Source organism: uncultured Planktomarina sp., from assembly GCA_943788425.1.
GTDB lineage: Bacteria > Pseudomonadota > Alphaproteobacteria > Rhodobacterales > Rhodobacteraceae > Planktomarina.
In genome coordinates this window covers 73,415-88,419 of the sequence record CALSQF010000004.1, presented here as the reverse complement: position 1 = coordinate 88,419, position 15,005 = coordinate 73,415, and the positions used below count along the sequence as shown (strand labels likewise).

General features: G+C 55.4%; 19 protein-coding genes. 7 read left to right on the top strand and 12 right to left on the bottom strand.

Annotated elements, in window-relative coordinates; all coding sequences use genetic code 11:
* Positions 1-21 precede the first annotated feature (21 nt).
* On the top strand, positions 22-573 hold the full coding sequence (locus tag ABLW18_RS03590; RefSeq protein WP_347823499.1) for a TlpA disulfide reductase family protein: 552 nt from the start codon (positions 22-24) through the stop codon (positions 571-573).
* Here ABLW18_RS03590 and ABLW18_RS03585 read toward each other — a convergent pair.
* The gene (locus tag ABLW18_RS03585) at positions 554-1,123 is read right to left on the bottom strand and encodes a DNA-3-methyladenine glycosylase I (protein WP_347823498.1); all 570 of its coding nucleotides are present in this window, start codon (positions 1,121-1,123) and stop codon (positions 554-556) included. The genes ABLW18_RS03590 and ABLW18_RS03585 overlap by 20 nt on opposite strands.
* 66 nt (positions 1,124-1,189) lie before the next feature.
* The gene (locus tag ABLW18_RS03580) at positions 1,190-1,339 is read right to left on the bottom strand and encodes a hypothetical protein (RefSeq protein ID WP_347823497.1); all 150 of its coding nucleotides are present in this window, start codon (positions 1,337-1,339) and stop codon (positions 1,190-1,192) included.
* 18 nt (positions 1,340-1,357) lie between these two features.
* Here ABLW18_RS03580 and ABLW18_RS03575 point away from each other — a divergent pair, with 18 nt between their 5' ends.
* From ABLW18_RS03575 to phbB, 4 genes are all read left to right on the top strand, one after another.
* Positions 1,358-1,681: an EAL domain-containing protein gene (locus ABLW18_RS03575; RefSeq protein WP_347823496.1), complete on the top strand. Its 324-nt coding sequence runs from the start codon at positions 1,358-1,360 to the stop codon at positions 1,679-1,681.
* 70 nt (positions 1,682-1,751) lie between these two features.
* Positions 1,752-1,997: an EAL domain-containing protein gene (locus ABLW18_RS03570; RefSeq protein ID WP_347823495.1), complete on the top strand. Its 246-nt coding sequence runs from the start codon at positions 1,752-1,754 to the stop codon at positions 1,995-1,997.
* 194 nt (positions 1,998-2,191) lie between these two features.
* Positions 2,192-3,370 carry an acetyl-CoA C-acetyltransferase gene (locus tag ABLW18_RS03565; protein WP_347823494.1) on the top strand — a complete coding sequence of 393 codons (1,179 nt, stop codon included), beginning with the start codon at positions 2,192-2,194 and terminating at the stop codon, positions 3,368-3,370.
* Positions 3,371-3,477: 107 nt separating this feature from the next.
* Positions 3,478-4,200 carry an acetoacetyl-CoA reductase gene (gene phbB / locus ABLW18_RS03560; protein WP_347823493.1) on the top strand — a complete coding sequence of 241 codons (723 nt, stop codon included), beginning with the start codon at positions 3,478-3,480 and terminating at the stop codon, positions 4,198-4,200.
* 114 nt (positions 4,201-4,314) lie between these two features.
* Here phbB and ABLW18_RS03555 read toward each other — a convergent pair whose 3' ends face one another.
* The 3 genes from ABLW18_RS03555 to ABLW18_RS03545 form a co-directional block, all read right to left on the bottom strand.
* Positions 4,315-4,491 carry a DUF465 domain-containing protein gene (locus ABLW18_RS03555; protein WP_347823492.1) on the bottom strand — a complete coding sequence of 59 codons (177 nt, stop codon included), beginning with the start codon at positions 4,489-4,491 and terminating at the stop codon, positions 4,315-4,317.
* Positions 4,492-4,608: 117 nt separating this feature from the next.
* Positions 4,609-5,358, bottom strand: coding sequence for a methyltransferase (locus tag ABLW18_RS03550; RefSeq protein WP_347823491.1), 750 nt, complete (start codon positions 5,356-5,358; stop codon positions 4,609-4,611).
* On the bottom strand, positions 5,358-5,573 hold the full coding sequence (locus ABLW18_RS03545) for a DUF2007 domain-containing protein (RefSeq protein WP_347816469.1): 216 nt from the start codon (positions 5,571-5,573) through the stop codon (positions 5,358-5,360). The genes ABLW18_RS03550 and ABLW18_RS03545 overlap by 1 nt, the downstream gene beginning before the upstream one ends.
* A 58-nt stretch (positions 5,574-5,631) precedes the next feature.
* On the opposite strand from ABLW18_RS03545, the gene ABLW18_RS03540 reads away from it, so the two are divergent.
* The gene (locus ABLW18_RS03540) at positions 5,632-6,630 is read left to right on the top strand and encodes a polyprenyl synthetase family protein (RefSeq protein ID WP_347823490.1); all 999 of its coding nucleotides are present in this window, start codon (positions 5,632-5,634) and stop codon (positions 6,628-6,630) included.
* A 15-nt stretch (positions 6,631-6,645) separates the two neighbouring features.
* Here the strand turns inward: ABLW18_RS03540 and ABLW18_RS03535 are convergent, their stop codons facing one another.
* The 3 genes from ABLW18_RS03535 to ABLW18_RS03525 all read right to left on the bottom strand — a co-directional run bounded on the left by ABLW18_RS03535 (position 6,646) and on the right by ABLW18_RS03525 (position 10,929).
* Positions 6,646-7,473 carry a 4-(cytidine 5'-diphospho)-2-C-methyl-D-erythritol kinase gene (locus ABLW18_RS03535; RefSeq protein WP_347823489.1) on the bottom strand — a complete coding sequence of 276 codons (828 nt, stop codon included), beginning with the start codon at positions 7,471-7,473 and terminating at the stop codon, positions 6,646-6,648.
* A complete protein-coding gene (locus ABLW18_RS03530) occupies positions 7,463-9,172 on the bottom strand; it encodes a tetratricopeptide repeat protein (RefSeq protein ID WP_347823488.1) in 1,710 nt (569 codons plus the stop codon). Before ABLW18_RS03530 ends, ABLW18_RS03535 begins: the two co-directional genes overlap by 11 nt.
* A 104-nt stretch (positions 9,173-9,276) precedes the next feature.
* Positions 9,277-10,929: an electron transfer flavoprotein-ubiquinone oxidoreductase gene (locus ABLW18_RS03525; protein ID WP_347823487.1), complete on the bottom strand. Its 1,653-nt coding sequence runs from the start codon at positions 10,927-10,929 to the stop codon at positions 9,277-9,279.
* A gap of 308 nt (positions 10,930-11,237) precedes the next feature.
* Between ABLW18_RS03525 and greA the strand changes: the two genes are divergently transcribed.
* Positions 11,238-11,708 carry a transcription elongation factor GreA gene (greA, locus tag ABLW18_RS03520; protein ID WP_347823486.1) on the top strand — a complete coding sequence of 157 codons (471 nt, stop codon included), beginning with the start codon at positions 11,238-11,240 and terminating at the stop codon, positions 11,706-11,708.
* Positions 11,709-11,744: 36 nt separating this feature from the next.
* On the opposite strand, the gene glp is transcribed toward greA, so the two are convergent.
* From glp to ABLW18_RS03500, 4 genes are read right to left on the bottom strand one after another with little or no spacing between them, the layout of a single operon-like run.
* Positions 11,745-13,001, bottom strand: a complete 1,257-nt coding sequence (glp, locus tag ABLW18_RS03515; protein ID WP_347823485.1) for a gephyrin-like molybdotransferase Glp — start codon at positions 12,999-13,001, stop codon at positions 11,745-11,747.
* Positions 12,998-13,495, bottom strand: a complete 498-nt coding sequence (gene mobB / locus ABLW18_RS03510) for a molybdopterin-guanine dinucleotide biosynthesis protein B (protein WP_347823484.1) — start codon at positions 13,493-13,495, stop codon at positions 12,998-13,000. The genes glp and mobB overlap by 4 nt, the downstream gene beginning before the upstream one ends.
* Complete coding sequence (mobA, locus tag ABLW18_RS03505; RefSeq protein ID WP_347823483.1) at positions 13,492-14,097, bottom strand: molybdenum cofactor guanylyltransferase MobA; 606 nt, start codon at positions 14,095-14,097, stop codon at positions 13,492-13,494. The genes mobB and mobA overlap by 4 nt, the downstream gene beginning before the upstream one ends.
* The gene (locus ABLW18_RS03500) at positions 14,094-14,963 is read right to left on the bottom strand and encodes a formate dehydrogenase accessory sulfurtransferase FdhD (RefSeq protein ID WP_347823482.1); all 870 of its coding nucleotides are present in this window, start codon (positions 14,961-14,963) and stop codon (positions 14,094-14,096) included. The genes mobA and ABLW18_RS03500 overlap by 4 nt, the downstream gene beginning before the upstream one ends.
* Positions 14,964-15,005: the final 42 nt, after the last annotated feature.

The window sequence follows — 15,005 nt, the reverse complement described above, 5'->3', positions numbered from 1 at the left end:
TGAACCCTTTGGGAGTGTGATATGCGATATTTGCTTGCTGCTGTTCTCTATACGGCCCTCGCCGCCACTGCAAATGCAGACATGGGCAATCTTGAAGCTCTGCGCGAAGGCGATATGCGAAAACTCCAGATCCACAGCGCGGCGCGTCCCGCACCGGATACAGTTTTTCTACATGCAGACGGCTCCGAGCTGCGCCTGTCTGATTATCAGGGCAAAGTCGTCGTCCTGAATTTCTGGGCCACCTGGTGCGCACCCTGCCGCAAGGAAATGCCCGAGCTTTCCGCCGTGCAACAGACCTTGGGCGGCGCTGACCTCATAGTGCTTACGGTTGCCACGGGCCCAAACCCGCCAGCAAAAATCGCCAAATTTTTTGAAACCATCGGCGTCAGCAACCTGCCGGCCCATCGCGACCCGCGCCAAAACCTGGCCCGCGCCATGAATGTCTTGGGCCTGCCGGTCACTGCGATCTTGGATCGCGACGGCGCGGAGATTGCGCGCCTGCTGGGCGATGCCAATTGGCACAGCGACAGTGCCTTGGCGATTCTACGAGCGGTTATCGCGCAAGAGCCGTGACCGCATCGTGACGGTGACAGCTTAGAATGTGATTGTTAAACAGACCACAAGCCTCCATCCAGGCATAAACGATGGTCGGGCCACAAAATTTGAACTTGGCCGCTTTGAGATCTTTCGAGATCTTCTGACTGAGCGGGGATTGGGTGGGGACTTGCGCCAATGTCTCATAGCCACCAACAATCGGACGCCCATCCACATAGGCCCACATCCTTTCTGAGAAGGGCATCTCTTTGGCCAAATGCAAATAGGCCTGCGCGTTGCCAATGGTGGCTTCAATCTTTCCACGATGACGCACAATGCCAGGGTTTTGCAGCAATACGTCCACCTCAGCCGCGCCCCAGCCTGCAATTTCTTTGGGATCAAATCCCGCAAAAGCGGAGCGGAAAGCCGCGCGTTTTTTGAGAATCGTGATCCAGCTCAGCCCCGCCTGGAAGCCATCTAAGATCAGTTTCTCCCACAAAGCGCGGCTGTCATATTCCGGCACGCCCCATTCCGTGTCATGATAATCTTGATAAATTTTATCTATTCCAACCCAAGTACAGCGGTCCATTTCACCTCCAATTTACCTCATGTTAGGGCTCAACGCCGATGCTGCCAAGCGCTATGACCGAGACCTTCACACAAGGGCGACTAGATCCAGATAGACCAGAAATTCTCCAACCCATTGAGTGCTGCGGTGGCGAAGCGGGACGCGAATGTCCTTGAGACCGTCCGTGAGGCGCTGAAGCACGGGCGCACCGCCTTGGCTTTCCAACCGGCAATCCAAGGCGGTGCGCCCTAAAATGTGGTGTTTTATGAAGGTCTGATCCGGATTATTGATCCCGCGGGACGCCATATACCGGCGCGCGATTTCATCGCAGAGGTTGACAATACCGAGCTGGGACGACTCATCGACTGCGCCACATTGCAGCTGGGCCTGGCAACTTTGACCGAGCAGCCCGCCGTGCGGCTTTCCGTGAATATTTCGGCACAATCGATTGGTTACCCCAAATGGGTGCGTACACTTGAGGATGGTCTGAGCAAGTCGCCAGACCTGGCCAAAAACCTCATTCTGGAAATGACTAAGAAAAGCATCATCTCCACGCCGGAAGTGGCGCGATATTCATGAATGACATGCAATATTAGGGCTGTGTTTCACCCTAGACAACTTTGGTACTGGACAAACTTCGCTGGTGCAGTTGCGTGATTTCTATTTTGACATTGTCAAAATGGATGGGCAATTCACCAAAGACCTAGCCCAATCGGCCGACAATCAGGCGTTATTTCAGGCTGTGATCAGCATCGCCGCGAGTTTTGAAATGTTTTGCGTGGCGCAAAATGTTGAAACTGCCTCGGATGCAGAGGTCTTAACCACTTTCGGCGTTGACTGTTTGCAAGGCTACCATTTGGGCGTCCCAACGCTAACCCCTCCCTGCCGACAATAGCTGCAAAGGCCGCCAGTTTTTGCGACCATATCGCCGCATCGCAGCAAATTTTCTCGCGTTTGCAGCAATTTTCACCGCTATGGCATTGTCAATGAGCTGGAAAATCCATACAACCTCGCAAAAATGAGGCTGAAACCGCGCATTGTGAACGAGTCCTGTGCCGAAGGTTGACCTCATCAACGAGGAGAGACTTTGTGACAAATATAGTAATCGTATCCGCCGCCCGAACCGCTGTCGGCAGCTTTGGCGGCGCTTTCGCCAATACACCAGCCGATGCCCTTGGCACATCCGTTTTGAAAGCCATCGTCGAACGCGCAGGTATCGACCCTTCGGAGGTCAGCGAAACTATCCTCGGTCAAGTACTCACAGCCGGACAAGGCCAAAACCCCGCCCGTCAAGCGCACATCAATGCCGGTCTGCCGATCGAATCGGCGGCATGGAGCATCAACCAAGTCTGCGGATCAGGATTGCGCGCAGTTGCCTTGGCCGCACAACACATCCAACTGGGTGACGCCGATATCGTGGCCGCCGGCGGTCAAGAGAATATGACCCTTTCTCCCCATGTTGCGCATCTGCGCAGCGGCACCAAAATGGGTGACATCAAATACATCGACAGCATGATCCGCGACGGCTTGTGGGATGCTTTTAACAACTACCACATGGGGCAAACCGCCGAAAACGTCGCCGCCCAATGGCAAATCAGCCGCGATGTACAGGATGAATTCGCAGTTGCCAGCCAAAACAAAGCGGAAGCGGCGCAGAAGGCAGGTAAATTTGCCGACGAAATCACGCCGTTTACACTGTCGACCCGCAAGGGCGACATCACGGTTGACGCCGATGAGTATATTCGCCACGGCGCCACCCTCGAAGCCATGCAAAAAATGCGACCCGCCTTCCTACGCGATGGCGGCACGGTCACCGCGGCCAATGCGTCCGGCCTCAATGATGGCGCCGCCGCTGTCTTGCTGATGACCGCAGAAGAGGCGGAAAAACGCGGCCTTGAGCCTTTGGCCCGTATCGCCAGCTACGCCACCGCCGGGCTTGACCCGACGGTCATGGGGGTCGGTCCAATCTACGCCAGCCGCAAAGCTTTGAACAAAGCGGGTTGGTCAATCGGCGATCTGGACTTAGTGGAGGCCAATGAAGCCTTCGCCGCTCAAGCCTGTGCGGTGAATAAAGACATGGGCTGGGATCCTGCAATTGTGAACGTCAACGGCGGCGCGATTGCAATCGGTCACCCGATCGGCGCGTCCGGTTGCCGGATCTTGAACACATTGCTGTTTGAGATGCAGCGACGCCAAGCAAAGCGCTGCCTGGCCACGCTGTGTATCGGCGGCGGCATGGGTGTGGCTATGTGCCTCGAACGGCCCTAAATCTGGATCCACTTACATCAAAGCATCAAATTCCGCACGAAACATTGTTGCCATTTAAGATCATGTATTGTAATTTGATTGCGCATTGAAAACACATAGGAAGTAAAATGTCCCGTATCGCACTCGTCACTGGAGGCTCCCGAGGGATCGGCGCCGCCATTTCCACCGCCCTGCAAGCCGCAGGCTACACCGTTGCGGCTACATATGCAGGCAATGATGAAAAGGCTGCCGCATTCACCGCCGAAACCGGCATCAAAACCTATAAATGGGATGTCTCCGACTATGACGCTTGCGCCGCCGGCATCGCCGCTGTGGAAGCTGACCTAGGTTCGGTTGATATTTTGGTCAATAATGCGGGTATCACCCGCGATGCGCCGTTTCACAAGATGTCACGCGATCAGTGGACTGATGTGATGCGCACCAATCTCGACGGCGTATTCAACATGACCCATCCGCTTTGGAATGGCATGCGCGAGCGCAAATTTGGGCGTATTATCAATATCTCCTCTATCAATGGTCAAAAAGGCCAGTTCGCACAGGCCAACTATTCCGCTGCCAAAGCTGGCGACATAGGCTTCACCAAAGCCCTAGCCCAAGAGGGCGCGCGGGCCGGCATTACGGTGAATGCAATTTGCCCAGGCTATATCGCAACAGAAATGGTGATGGCGGTGCCAGAGAAGGTCCGCGATGGTATCATCGCTCAAATCCCCGCAGGTCGCCTCGGTGAAGCCGCAGAAATCGCACGCTGTGTGGTCTTTCTCGCCTCTGACGATGCGGGCTTCATCACAGGCTCCACAATGACCGCCAACGGCGGACAATATATGACCTGATCACCACGATCATACAATTTTCTAGAAAACGGCTATCCTATCGGGTGGCCGTTTTATTACCCAGGTTTTTATTTATTCCCCAGGTTTTTATTCCTAAGGCTGCGGCTGCGGCCGTTACCCCAAGGCCCCACCGGACAAACGAGAAATCTCTTCTTTTAGGAGGAGTTTTTTCTTTTTTAATTCCGCAACGCGGAACTGATCTGGAGCCGGATACTTTTGTGCGAGCTCCACGGCTTGAGATAGGCTCATATGCTTACGTTTTAACTCGACGAGTCTGGAATTTAAGGTCATGGTTCCTCCTCTTAATATCTATGTACCATCACTCGAGCATATTCCTGACAGCCTGTCACGCATTGCTTTTCGCGGGGTACGGAACCTCTAGTAAATGCGCAAAAGCTTGCTCAAAGATTAAATTCGCCAAGAAAAAGCCTTGCCTTCGCGCAATATCGCCGAAATTTCTGGCGCATAATCTGGCTGCCCCTCTACATGCTCGGCGCCCGAATGCAGGTTCTGCGCCGGCAAGAGCTGGAAAGCGGCCCGTCCAGATTTCCGCGCCCGTAACAGGATCAAATGCGCCACCCGGCCGGCCCGCGGTGCCAGCGGCTGCACAACAATTGATCCCAAGCGCCCCTCAAGCGCGACCAAGAGATCCGGCAGACGCTCCGCCCTTTGAATGACGGTCAAATATCCTTTTGGCCGCAGTCGTTTGGCGGCCATGGCCACCCAATGGGACAAGGCCACATGTTCCGAACGCCCCGAAGCGCGCCCGGCATCTGGCGACATAGAAGAAGATTCTGCCGCAAAATAGGGAGGATTCATAATCACATGATGAAAACTACGGTCATAAAACGGCGTCGGCCGTGCCGAGACATCTCCCTGTTGCACGTCAAATTCGACGTCATTTCGAGCGGCATTTTCGCGGGCAATTTGCGCGTAATCGCCCATAAACTCCACCCCACAGAGCGCAAGGCCCGGCACGCGCCATCCTAAACACAGGCTGGCCACACCAACGCCACAGCCCAGCTCCAGCACCTCTTGCCCAGTTTGCGCCGGACAGGCCGCCGCCAGCAGCACCGGATCAATGCCCGCGCGATAGCCGGTTTCGGGCTGCGCCAAACGCAGCCGACCGCCCAAAAACCCATCTACGGTGACCTGCACTATTGCCCCAAATCTACATCGTTGTCACGCATCACAGCCGTGGCGACAAAATGATCTCTATCCGCCACCATAAGACGGCGCGGCAAAATGCCAATGCTGCCTTCGATAATGCTGGTATTTACGTCAAATTCGAAGCAAGCTATGTCTTCCCCGCGAAGCAGCATTTGCGCGAAGGCCATAAGCGTCGGATCGGTGGTGCGTAACAATTCTTTCATGCCCTATCACATAGGGTCTGATACGAGGGTTTGTCGAGAGCCTAGAGGAAATTCGAACATGTCGCTGGACGATGCAACAACAAAACCCCATGATCACTTGGCAAAGACCCTGGCCGATGATCTGACTGCTGTCAATCATTTGATCCGCCAACGCATGGCCTCTGAGCACGCCCCCCGTATACCTGAAGTGACCGCGCATTTGGTTGAGGCCGGCGGCAAGCGACTGCGCCCAATGCTGACATTAGCCACCGCGCGCATGTGCGGCTATAGCGGACCTTATCACATCCACCTGGCCGCTACGGTGGAATTCATCCATACCGCCACTCTGCTGCACGACGATGTGGTCGACGATAGCGCCCAACGCCGCGGCAGACCCACCGCAAATTTGCTTTGGGACAATCAATCAAGCGTTTTGGTTGGCGATTATTTGTTTTCTCGTTCCTTTCAACTGATGGTGGAAACGGGAAGCCTGCGCGTTTTGGACATTTTGGCCAATGCCTCTGCCACCATTGCAGAGGGCGAGGTGCTGCAGCTCACAGCAGCGCAAGACATTGCGACAAGCGAAGATGTCTATTTCAAAGTCATCCGAGGAAAGACCGCCGCGCTGTTTGCAGCCGCCTGCGAAGTGGGCACGGTGATTGCAGATCAAGAGGAGCAAACGGTGCGGGCCTTTGCAGCCTATGGCGACGCTCTGGGCATTTCCTTTCAAATCGTTGATGACCTATTAGATTACACCGGCGGCATGGCTACAGGCAAAAACATTGGCGATGATTTTCGAGAGCGCAAACTGACCCTTCCTGTGATCAAAGCAATCGCGGCCGCCGATGACACTGAGCGGGCATTTTGGCACAAATGCATTGCCAAGGGCCAGCAGGAGGCAGGAGATCTATCCCATGCCATTGCCCTAATGACACGGCATGGCACCCTTGAAGCCACCCGGGCCCAAGCGCTCTATTGGGCAGAGGCAGCCAAGTCCGCCCTCAGAGATTTACCAGACCATCCGCTCAAGCCGGCGCTGACCGACCTGAGCGATTATGTCGTTGCCCGCTTAAACTAAAGCTTCAAAGAAATTTTAGGTCAAAAGAGCGCCGCTGGCGACCCACCAGCTGCGCTGCCTGGCTTGAATGGCGGCGGCACAGTCTTGCGCAGCGGCCAGAGTCTCAAACAGTGCAAAACACGTGGCGCCAGACCCGGACATGCGCGCCAGAAGTGGCGCCTGGGCATCCAATGCCTCAAGAACATCCGCAATCCTCGGCTCCGCCGCCACAGCTGGCCTTTGCAGATCATTGCGCTGCCGTTTCAGCCAAGCGCAAAACCCTGCGGCCACAGGCGGCGGCGGATCAAGCGGCGGGTTAAATTTGGAGCCCAACTGTTCAAACACCCGCGCAGTCGACAACCCACGCCCCGGATTGACCAAACACGCAAACAGCGGCGGCAGCGCGCCTAAGGGGGAAATCTGCGCACCAATGCCCTGCATCAAAACCGGTGCACGCCCCATGCAAACCGGCACATCTGCCCCCAATGACACGCGTGCCGCCACATCAGGCAGAGGCAGATCCCATAGCGCCGCCATCGCATGCAGTGTCGCTGCCGCATCGGCGCTGCCCCCACCAATGCCAGAGGCAACCGGCATGGTTTTATGCAAAGATATCTCTGTCTGACAGTTGCTCGGAAAGAGCGCCGCCGCCTTAAGGATCAAATTATCATCCTGTACCGGAAGCTCTGCGGCCTTTGGGCCAAGAATATTCAGCTCGGTGCGCTCTGATTTTCGCAGCTCTACCCATTCACCGCACTCGAGGAAAGCAACAGCGCTTTGCAAGTCATGCAACCCATCAGCACGCTGCCCCACAACATGCAAGCAAAGATTGATCTTTGCCGCAGCGCTGCGCCTAATCGCCATCAGCCAGTTTCAGGGGCGCAGCCCCCTCCTCAGCCAAGACGGTCGCAAGACCCACCTCTAACTTGCGCTGAATGCGCTTGGGATCCACAGCCTCCGGACCGGAGTAATCAGTGGCGAAGCTCAATGCCCGTCGCCACTGGAAACGCGCCTCGGTTTTGCGCCCAACGGCCCAGTATACGTCCCCAAGGTGGTCATTCACGATTGGATCTGTGGCCATCAATTCCACCGCGCGTTCCATATGCACCACAGCCTCGTTGTAAAACCCAAGCCGATACTGCGCCCATCCGAAACTGTCTATAATATAGCCCGCATCGGGCTGTGCCGCGACGGCCCTTTGGATCATGTCAAGCGCTTCATCCAGCTGTTCACCGCGATCAACCAGAGTATAGCCCACATAGTTCAGCACTTGAAATTGATTGGGAGACAGCTCTAAGGCACGGTTAAAATCACGCATAGCCGCGGCCCAATCTCCCAGCCGATCATGCGCTGTGCCACGGACGTAATGCAAGTACCACTGCCCCCGCGCCGGTTGATCAATCAGCTCAATCGCCCGGTCATAGCTGCGTAACGCGCGCGCATATTGCTCATCTTGGCGTAAAAAATCGCCCAAAGTCATATGAATATCGCGCAGGCTCTCAAAAGATCCGGCCAATTTCATCAAAACCTCAATCGCAGTTGTGCGTTCGCCGATCTCTTGCAAAGCCTGTGCCCGGCCCAATTCGGCTTGTACATAGGCCGGATGGCTGCGCGGCACCTGCGCATAGGTTTCAATCGCCAATTGCGGATTGCCAAGTTGTTCGAGCAGCCGAGCTGACAGCAAAAGCGCTTGCATATTGCGCGGCGCCATATGGCTGGCCAGGCGCGTATAGAGCAGCAACCCGTCTTGACCTTCGCCATTTTGCAAAGCCTGCGCCAAGAGATGCAAAACTTCGCCGGCGCCTTCGCTTGCGCTGCGCAGAAGGTCAAACTCGACCAACGCACCTGCCTCAATTTGCGCCATCAAACTATTGACCGCGTGATCTGCGCCAGATCCATGAAAATCGCGCAAAATCGTCAACGCCTCATCTGGCCGATCCAACTGTACCAATATCTGTGCCCAGGCCAAACTGCCGCGATAGTTCAAAACAGCTGCGGCCTGCCCTTGGCCGCTAAAGCTCGCCGCTGCGCCTTCAAAATCTCCTGCCAAAGTCAGCGCGAGACCTTTTTGATAAAGCGCAAAGCTGCGCATACCGTCCACGGGAATAACGGCGTCAAAGTGCCGTACAGCCTCTGTCATCTGTCCCAAACCCACCAGCGCCCAGCCTTTGAGCAACTCATCAATTGCGCGGCCGACCACGGTTGTCGCCTCTAAATGATCCAGCGCCGCCTGATAGTCATTGCGCTTGAAATGCTCGGACAGCACCAAAACCTCAGCCAAAGGAGAGCTGCCCTCACCAGCCACAAAGAGACGTGCCAAAGCATGGGCTTTTTTCACATCACCCGCGGCAAGAAATGCGGTCATGGTTTGCGACATCAAAACGGAGTCGCGCGGAGATTGCGCCAAAGCACGCGCGAAATAATTTGAGGCAGGTTTGTAATCATGCCCATGCGCCGCTTGGCGCGCGGCGATATAGGGACCAGAAGCCTGTTGCGCCACCGCGCTGGCCCCAAAGGTCATGCTCAATAGCGCAGCAAATATAAATTTCACATATCGTTTCAAAACCGGCCTCCCTGACAGTCCATTCTTAGGCTGAGCCTTCGACAAAGACAATTGAACCGCGCAGCTTTTTGCCGGCGGCCCTCTACGATCTCTGTGTCTCTGGGTCACATATTGGGATAATTCGGCCCATCACCGCCCTGCGGCGTCACCCAAGTGATGTTTTGACTTGGGTCTTTGATATCACAAGTCTTGCAATGCACGCAGTTTTGGAAGTTGACGACAAAGCGGGCGTCCTTCCCCTCTTCCTGCACCACCTCATAGACCCCGGCCGGGCAATAGCGCTGGGCAGGCTCGGCATAGTCCGGCAAATTGACTAAGATGGGCAAATCAGGGTCGGTCAGTTGCAAATGTGGCGGTTGGCTTTCCTCATGGTTTGTCATGGCGAAGCTCACATTGGTCAGCCGATCAAAAGACAGTTTTCCATCCGGCTTCGGATAGTCAATCGGTGCATAATTGGCCGCTTTTCCAGTAGATTGCGCGTCAGTTTTGCCATGTTTGACCGTGCCAAATAGGCTGAATTTGAAGATCGACTGAAACCACATATCAAAGCCGCCCAAGGCCAATCCGCCCAAAGGTCCAAAGCGCGCTGCAAGCGGTGCCACATTGCGCACAACCTTAAGATCTTTGCCAACGGGACCCGAGCGCAAAGCCGCGTCATAGCTAGCGAGCACATCGCCGGCGCGACCCGCACTGATTGCAGCAAAAGCCGCTTCTGCCGCCGCCATACCAGAATACATCGCATTGTGATTGCCTTTAATACGAGGCAAATTCACCAGCCCAACTGAGCAGCCCAGCATCGCGCCACCCGGGAAGGCCGCTTGCGGCATAGATTGAAATCCACCCTTGGTGACTGCGCGCGCGCCATAGGCCACGCGTTTACCGCCCTCTAAAACCTTCGCGATCCGCGGGTGATGCTTGTAGCGCTGGAACTCCATATAGGGGAAGAGATACGGATTTTTGTAATTTAAATCAATAATAAAGCCGACATATACTTGATTATCTTCCAAGTGATACATAAAAGAGCCGCCAGATTGTTTGAAGCCCATCGGCCAGCCCATGGAATGGGTCACTTCGCCTGGGTTGTGATGTTCAGGCTTCACTTCCCAGATCTCTTTCATACCAAGGCCGAATTTTGGCACATCGCATTCCGCATCCAAATTGTACTTGGCAATGACCTGTTTTGACAGCGAACCACGCACACCTTCAGAGAGGAACACATATTTGCCATTGAGCTCCATACCGGGCTCATAAGCCTCCGACGGGCTGCCATCGGCGCTCTTGCCAAATTCACCGGCCACCACACCTTTAACCGCGCCGTCATCGTGAAATAACAGTTCAGAACAGGCCATGCCGGGGAAAATCTCAACGCCCAGCGCCTCAGCCTGTTCAGCAAGCCAACGGCAAACGTTGCCCATGGAAACGATGTAATTGCCATGATTATTCATCAAAGGTGGCATGATCGCATTCGGCAGACGTATTTGCCCCGCCTCACCAAAGACATAAAAATTGTCTTCCTTCACTTCAGTATGTAATGGCGCGCCCTTGGCCTTCCAATCTGGGATCAATTTGTCGAGGGCCGAAGGGTCAAGCACAGCACCAGAGAGAATATGTGCACCCACTTCTGAGCCTTTTTCCAGCACCACAACCTCAAGTTCGGCATTCAACTGTTTTAAGCGGATCGCAGCAGATAATCCCGAAGGACCGGCGCCCACAATCACCACGTCATAGTCCATGGTCTCACGTTGAATATCTGACATGTCACTTCCCTTGCTGCCGGCCCGTCTTGTGAAAAATGGGCAGAATTTCCAAATCCGTTGGATGGTTTATGCCACGATTCAAACACAGGTCAATCGTGACGCAGCTGTCAAAGTCCAAAGGCGACGTTATTTCGCATTTCGCACGGGGCACCGAGCTGCAAAACGCCTCTATCCCTACACGAGCTGTTTAAATTACGATCAATTTGCCCGCGACCATAAAAAAAATATGGCAATCGTAATCTAACCCCTTGCCAAACCCCATCGCCTTCGGTCAGGTAGATCTACCTTCAATCATGAGTGTTGTTTCAATGGAAAAAATCCCGCTAACCAGATCAGGTGCTGTTCAACTTGAGGGTGAAATGAAGACCTTGAAATCTGTGGAACGCCCAAACATCATCAAGGCCATTGCCGAAGCGCGAGAGTTGGGCGATTTGAAGGAAAACGCCGAATATCACTCCGCTCGCGAAAAGCAGGGATTCATTGAAGGACGAATCAAAGAGCTTGAAGCTATCTTGGGCCTAGCCGATATCATTGACCCAGCCAAATTGTCTGGGTCGGTCAAGTTCGGTGCGACGGTGACTTTGGTCGATGAAGACACCGATGAAGAAAAGATCTATCAAGTCGTGGGCGAGCCTGAGGCGGATATTGAAAGCGGCAAGCTCAACATGCGCTCACCATTGGCACGTGCTTTAATTGGCAAGGAAGAAGGCGACAGCATCGAGGTCCGCACCCCAGGCGGCGCACGCTCCTATGAAATCTTAAAAGTTGACTTCATCTAGCACTGCTGGCTGCGCTGGCAAAACTACCCCCAGCTTTTATGGCAGGCCAAAACTGGCATAGGGCAGAAAGCATATGGTTTGGCCGGGCGAAATCTCAGCCGCCGCATCTGGTAATTCCACCAAGCCTTCGGCCCATGACAGGCCTGAAATCCGGCCCGACCCTTCGGAAGTAAAAACCTCAGCCGCGCCATCACGCAAGCGCGCCCGCAAATATTCGCGCCGCCCAGCTTTCTTCGATTTTGAAAATGCTGCCGGCAAATGCAGGGCTTGCGGCGATTGGAACCCGGCACCGGCCAGTTGCAACAAAGCAGGACGCGCGAAAATCAACGTGCACACAAAGGCCGCCACCGGATTGCCCGGCAGGCCAAAAACCGGCACGCCGCCCCAAACGCCAAAAGCCAAAGGTCGCCCCGGCTTCACGGCAATCCGCCATAGCGCCATGCCGCCACTGGCGCGCAATACCGCAGACATGTGATCCTCATCTCCCACGCTGGCCCCGCCAGAGGTTATGATGACATCCGCGCGCTCTGCGGCCCGGTCCAACGCCGCACGCACCGAGGCGGCATCATCGGGCACAATACCCATATCCACCACCTCCATGCCCCAGCGCCGCAGCACCGAGCACAACATGGGGCGATTGGCATCAAAAATCTGATCCACACGCGCCGCCTGGCCAGGCGCGCGCAATTCTGCGCCAGTCGAGATCACTGCAACTTTCAGAGGCTTAAACAAAGAAACTTCGCCCAGACCCGCAGCGGCCATCACCCCAAGATCTTTAGGACTGAGCTGATGGCCTGCCTTAAAAATTTCTGCGCCTTGCTGCATATCTTCGCCAGCCGCGCGAGCATTGGCTCCGGCTCTGAGCGGGCCTATAACTTGGAGCCAACCTTCATTGATCCGGACATCCTCTTGCAACACCACCGTATCGGCACCATCGGGCAGCGCCGCGCCCGTGAGGATGCGCAATGCTTGGCCAGGCAGAAGCCGCCCTGCGAAGGCCTCTCCCGCTGCTGAGCGCCCCGACCGCAATTCCAAACTCTGCGCTCCGGCCTCAAAACCGCCCGACAAAGCATAGCCATCCACCGCTGAATTGGGACAGGGCGGATGCGATCTTGCGGCGATGACCGGATGTGCCAAAATTCGCCCATCACTGGCCTCAACGGCACATTGCTCGACCGCCACACAGCACTGCAAGCGCTGTTCCAGAAGGTGAAGCGCCTCACTCACCGGCGTCCAATGCACCCCGGCTGGGAGTGCGAAACAATCATTGTTCAGTTTCGATGGTGTGCTCACTTGGCCATCTCCAAATTCGCTAGAATAAAATCTGCTACTGCCGCCGTGTCATTGAGATCAAACACTGGGCGGTCCAGCTCGAGGGCGCTGTCACTGGCGACAGCTAAAATCGTTGGATCATTCGGCGCAATCAGCGGATGGCCCGTTTCTGCCCGCCATGCCTCAACTTTTGGATGTTTATCACGCTTCCAGCCTTCGATCAGCACCAGGTCTACCGGATCCAATTTGGCCAATAGCTCGGACAAGCTCGGCTCCGGCGCGCCGCGATGCTCATTCATCAGAGCCCAGCGCTCCGTTGAGGCCAGCAGCACCTGAGACGCCCCCGCTGTGCGATGCCGGTGGCTGTCCTTTCCCGAGTGATCAATGTCAAAACTATGATGGGCATGTTTGAGGGTTGAGACCCGCAACCCCCGGCGACAAAACTCCGCCACCAATCGTTCCATCAAGCCAGTTTTACCAGCGTTTTTCCAGCCGGTTACGCCAAATATATTCATGCCATCGCCTCAGCCTGCGCCAGGTCTTCTGGCCGATTGATATTGAAAAAGGGATCAAAAGGATCCACCGGGAACAGCGCCTCTGCACAGCCATGTTGATCGGTCCAAAGAACCACTTTACGCAGACCGCCCGTCAAAGCACACCGCAAATCCTCACGCAGCGCCACGGGCCAGAGGCCGAAAGTGGGATGGCGGTATATCTTATCCGGCCCGGGCGTTGCGGCCAGAGCAATTGGCGACCCGGCTGCCTCCCGTGCTGCCGATAAGCGGGCCTGAAGATCTGCTGGAAAGAACGGCGTATCTGCGGCCACAGTAAGGATATGCTCGGCACCCTCTGCGGCCGCCCAATCCATTCCAGCCAAGACCCCTGCCAAAGGGCCCGGAAAATCTGCCATAGAGTCAGCAATCACAGGCAAGTCAAAAGAAGCAAAACGCGCCGGATCACCATTGGCATTCAGCGCCATTTGAGTCACTTGAGGGCGCAATCTTTCCAAAACATGATCAATCACCCGCCGCCCGGCCAAGGGGCGTAAAATTTTATCCCCCCCACCCATACGGCTGGCCTGCCCGCCGGCAAGAATCACCCCGAAAGGCCCCGTCATTGCCCAGACTTCCGGCGGTGTTTACGGGCCTCATCTTGTCCGGATGGGTCTGCGTCAAAAACAAGCCGCTCCTGGCCCGATAAGCATTGAAACCTTTGCCCGCGCAGCCGCCCGATTAATGTCAAGCCGACTTGCCTCGCCAATTCGACGCCCCAGGCGGTAAAACCCGACCGGCTCGCCAAAACCGGAATGCCCATCACAGCACATTTGATTACCATTTCAGAAGTCAAGCGCCCGGTAGTATAGAGAATTTTGTCGGTACCCAAGGTTTGCGTCGCGCGCATCCACCCGGCCACTTTATCCACCGCATTGTGGCGCCCCACGTCTTCCATATAGACCAAGGGCACATCGCGCGCGGAAAGTACCGTGCCATGGATCGCACCCGCACTTAAATAGAGGCTCGGCATTTGGTTTATCTGGCGCGATAGGCTATAAAGCCAGGAGGTTCGAAGCATCGCCGGAGGCAAGCACAGCCCCTCTATCCCCTCCATGATATCACCAAAAACAGTTCCCACCGCGCAGCCCGAAGTACGAGTTTTTTTCTTGAGTTTGGCTTCATAGTTGGTTGGCCGATTGGTGCGCACCACCACGGTCTCCAACTCCGCGTCAAAATCAACCGCCTCAACGAGCTCCTCTTTGGCCAGCATGCCCTGATTGCTTAAAAAGCCTTGCGCCAGATACTCGGGATAATCGCCAATCGTCATGGCGGTGACGATCTCCTGACCATTGAGCCATATGGTCAGCGGGCGCTCCTCGACCACATTCAACGAAACTTCCTCACCCAGATGGTCCAGACCTGCGACCTGCCGCGTCAACCCTTTTTCCTGCGGGTTTGGAGCAATCAAACAGGACTTGGCTTGGATCATGAAAATCTCCTATACAGCGCATACAATGACACCCCGGGCAGA

What these genes read in the sequence shown, in the direction of transcription:
- ABLW18_RS03590 (WP_347823499.1), top strand. Translation starts at nt 22, where the DNA reads ATGCGATATTTGCTTGCTGCTGTTCTCTATACGGCCCTCGCCGCCACT.
- ABLW18_RS03585 (WP_347823498.1), bottom strand. Translation starts at nt 1,123, where the DNA reads ATGGACCGCTGTACTTGGGTTGGAATAGATAAAATTTATCAAGATTAT.
- phbB (WP_347823493.1), top strand. Translation starts at nt 3,478, where the DNA reads ATGTCCCGTATCGCACTCGTCACTGGAGGCTCCCGAGGGATCGGCGCC.
- ABLW18_RS03555 (WP_347823492.1), bottom strand. Translation starts at nt 4,491, where the DNA reads ATGACCTTAAATTCCAGACTCGTCGAGTTAAAACGTAAGCATATGAGC.
- ABLW18_RS03545 (WP_347816469.1), bottom strand. Translation starts at nt 5,573, where the DNA reads ATGAAAGAATTGTTACGCACCACCGATCCGACGCTTATGGCCTTCGCG.
- ABLW18_RS03540 (WP_347823490.1), top strand. Translation starts at nt 5,632, where the DNA reads ATGTCGCTGGACGATGCAACAACAAAACCCCATGATCACTTGGCAAAG.
- ABLW18_RS03535 (WP_347823489.1), bottom strand. Translation starts at nt 7,473, where the DNA reads ATGGCGATTAGGCGCAGCGCTGCGGCAAAGATCAATCTTTGCTTGCAT.
- ABLW18_RS03525 (WP_347823487.1), bottom strand. Translation starts at nt 10,929, where the DNA reads ATGTCAGATATTCAACGTGAGACCATGGACTATGACGTGGTGATTGTG.
- greA (WP_347823486.1), top strand. Translation starts at nt 11,238, where the DNA reads ATGGAAAAAATCCCGCTAACCAGATCAGGTGCTGTTCAACTTGAGGGT.
- mobB (WP_347823484.1), bottom strand. Translation starts at nt 13,495, where the DNA reads ATGAATATATTTGGCGTAACCGGCTGGAAAAACGCTGGTAAAACTGGC.
- mobA (WP_347823483.1), bottom strand. Translation starts at nt 14,097, where the DNA reads ATGACGGGGCCTTTCGGGGTGATTCTTGCCGGCGGGCAGGCCAGCCGT.
- ABLW18_RS03500 (WP_347823482.1), bottom strand. Translation starts at nt 14,963, where the DNA reads ATGATCCAAGCCAAGTCCTGTTTGATTGCTCCAAACCCGCAGGAAAAA.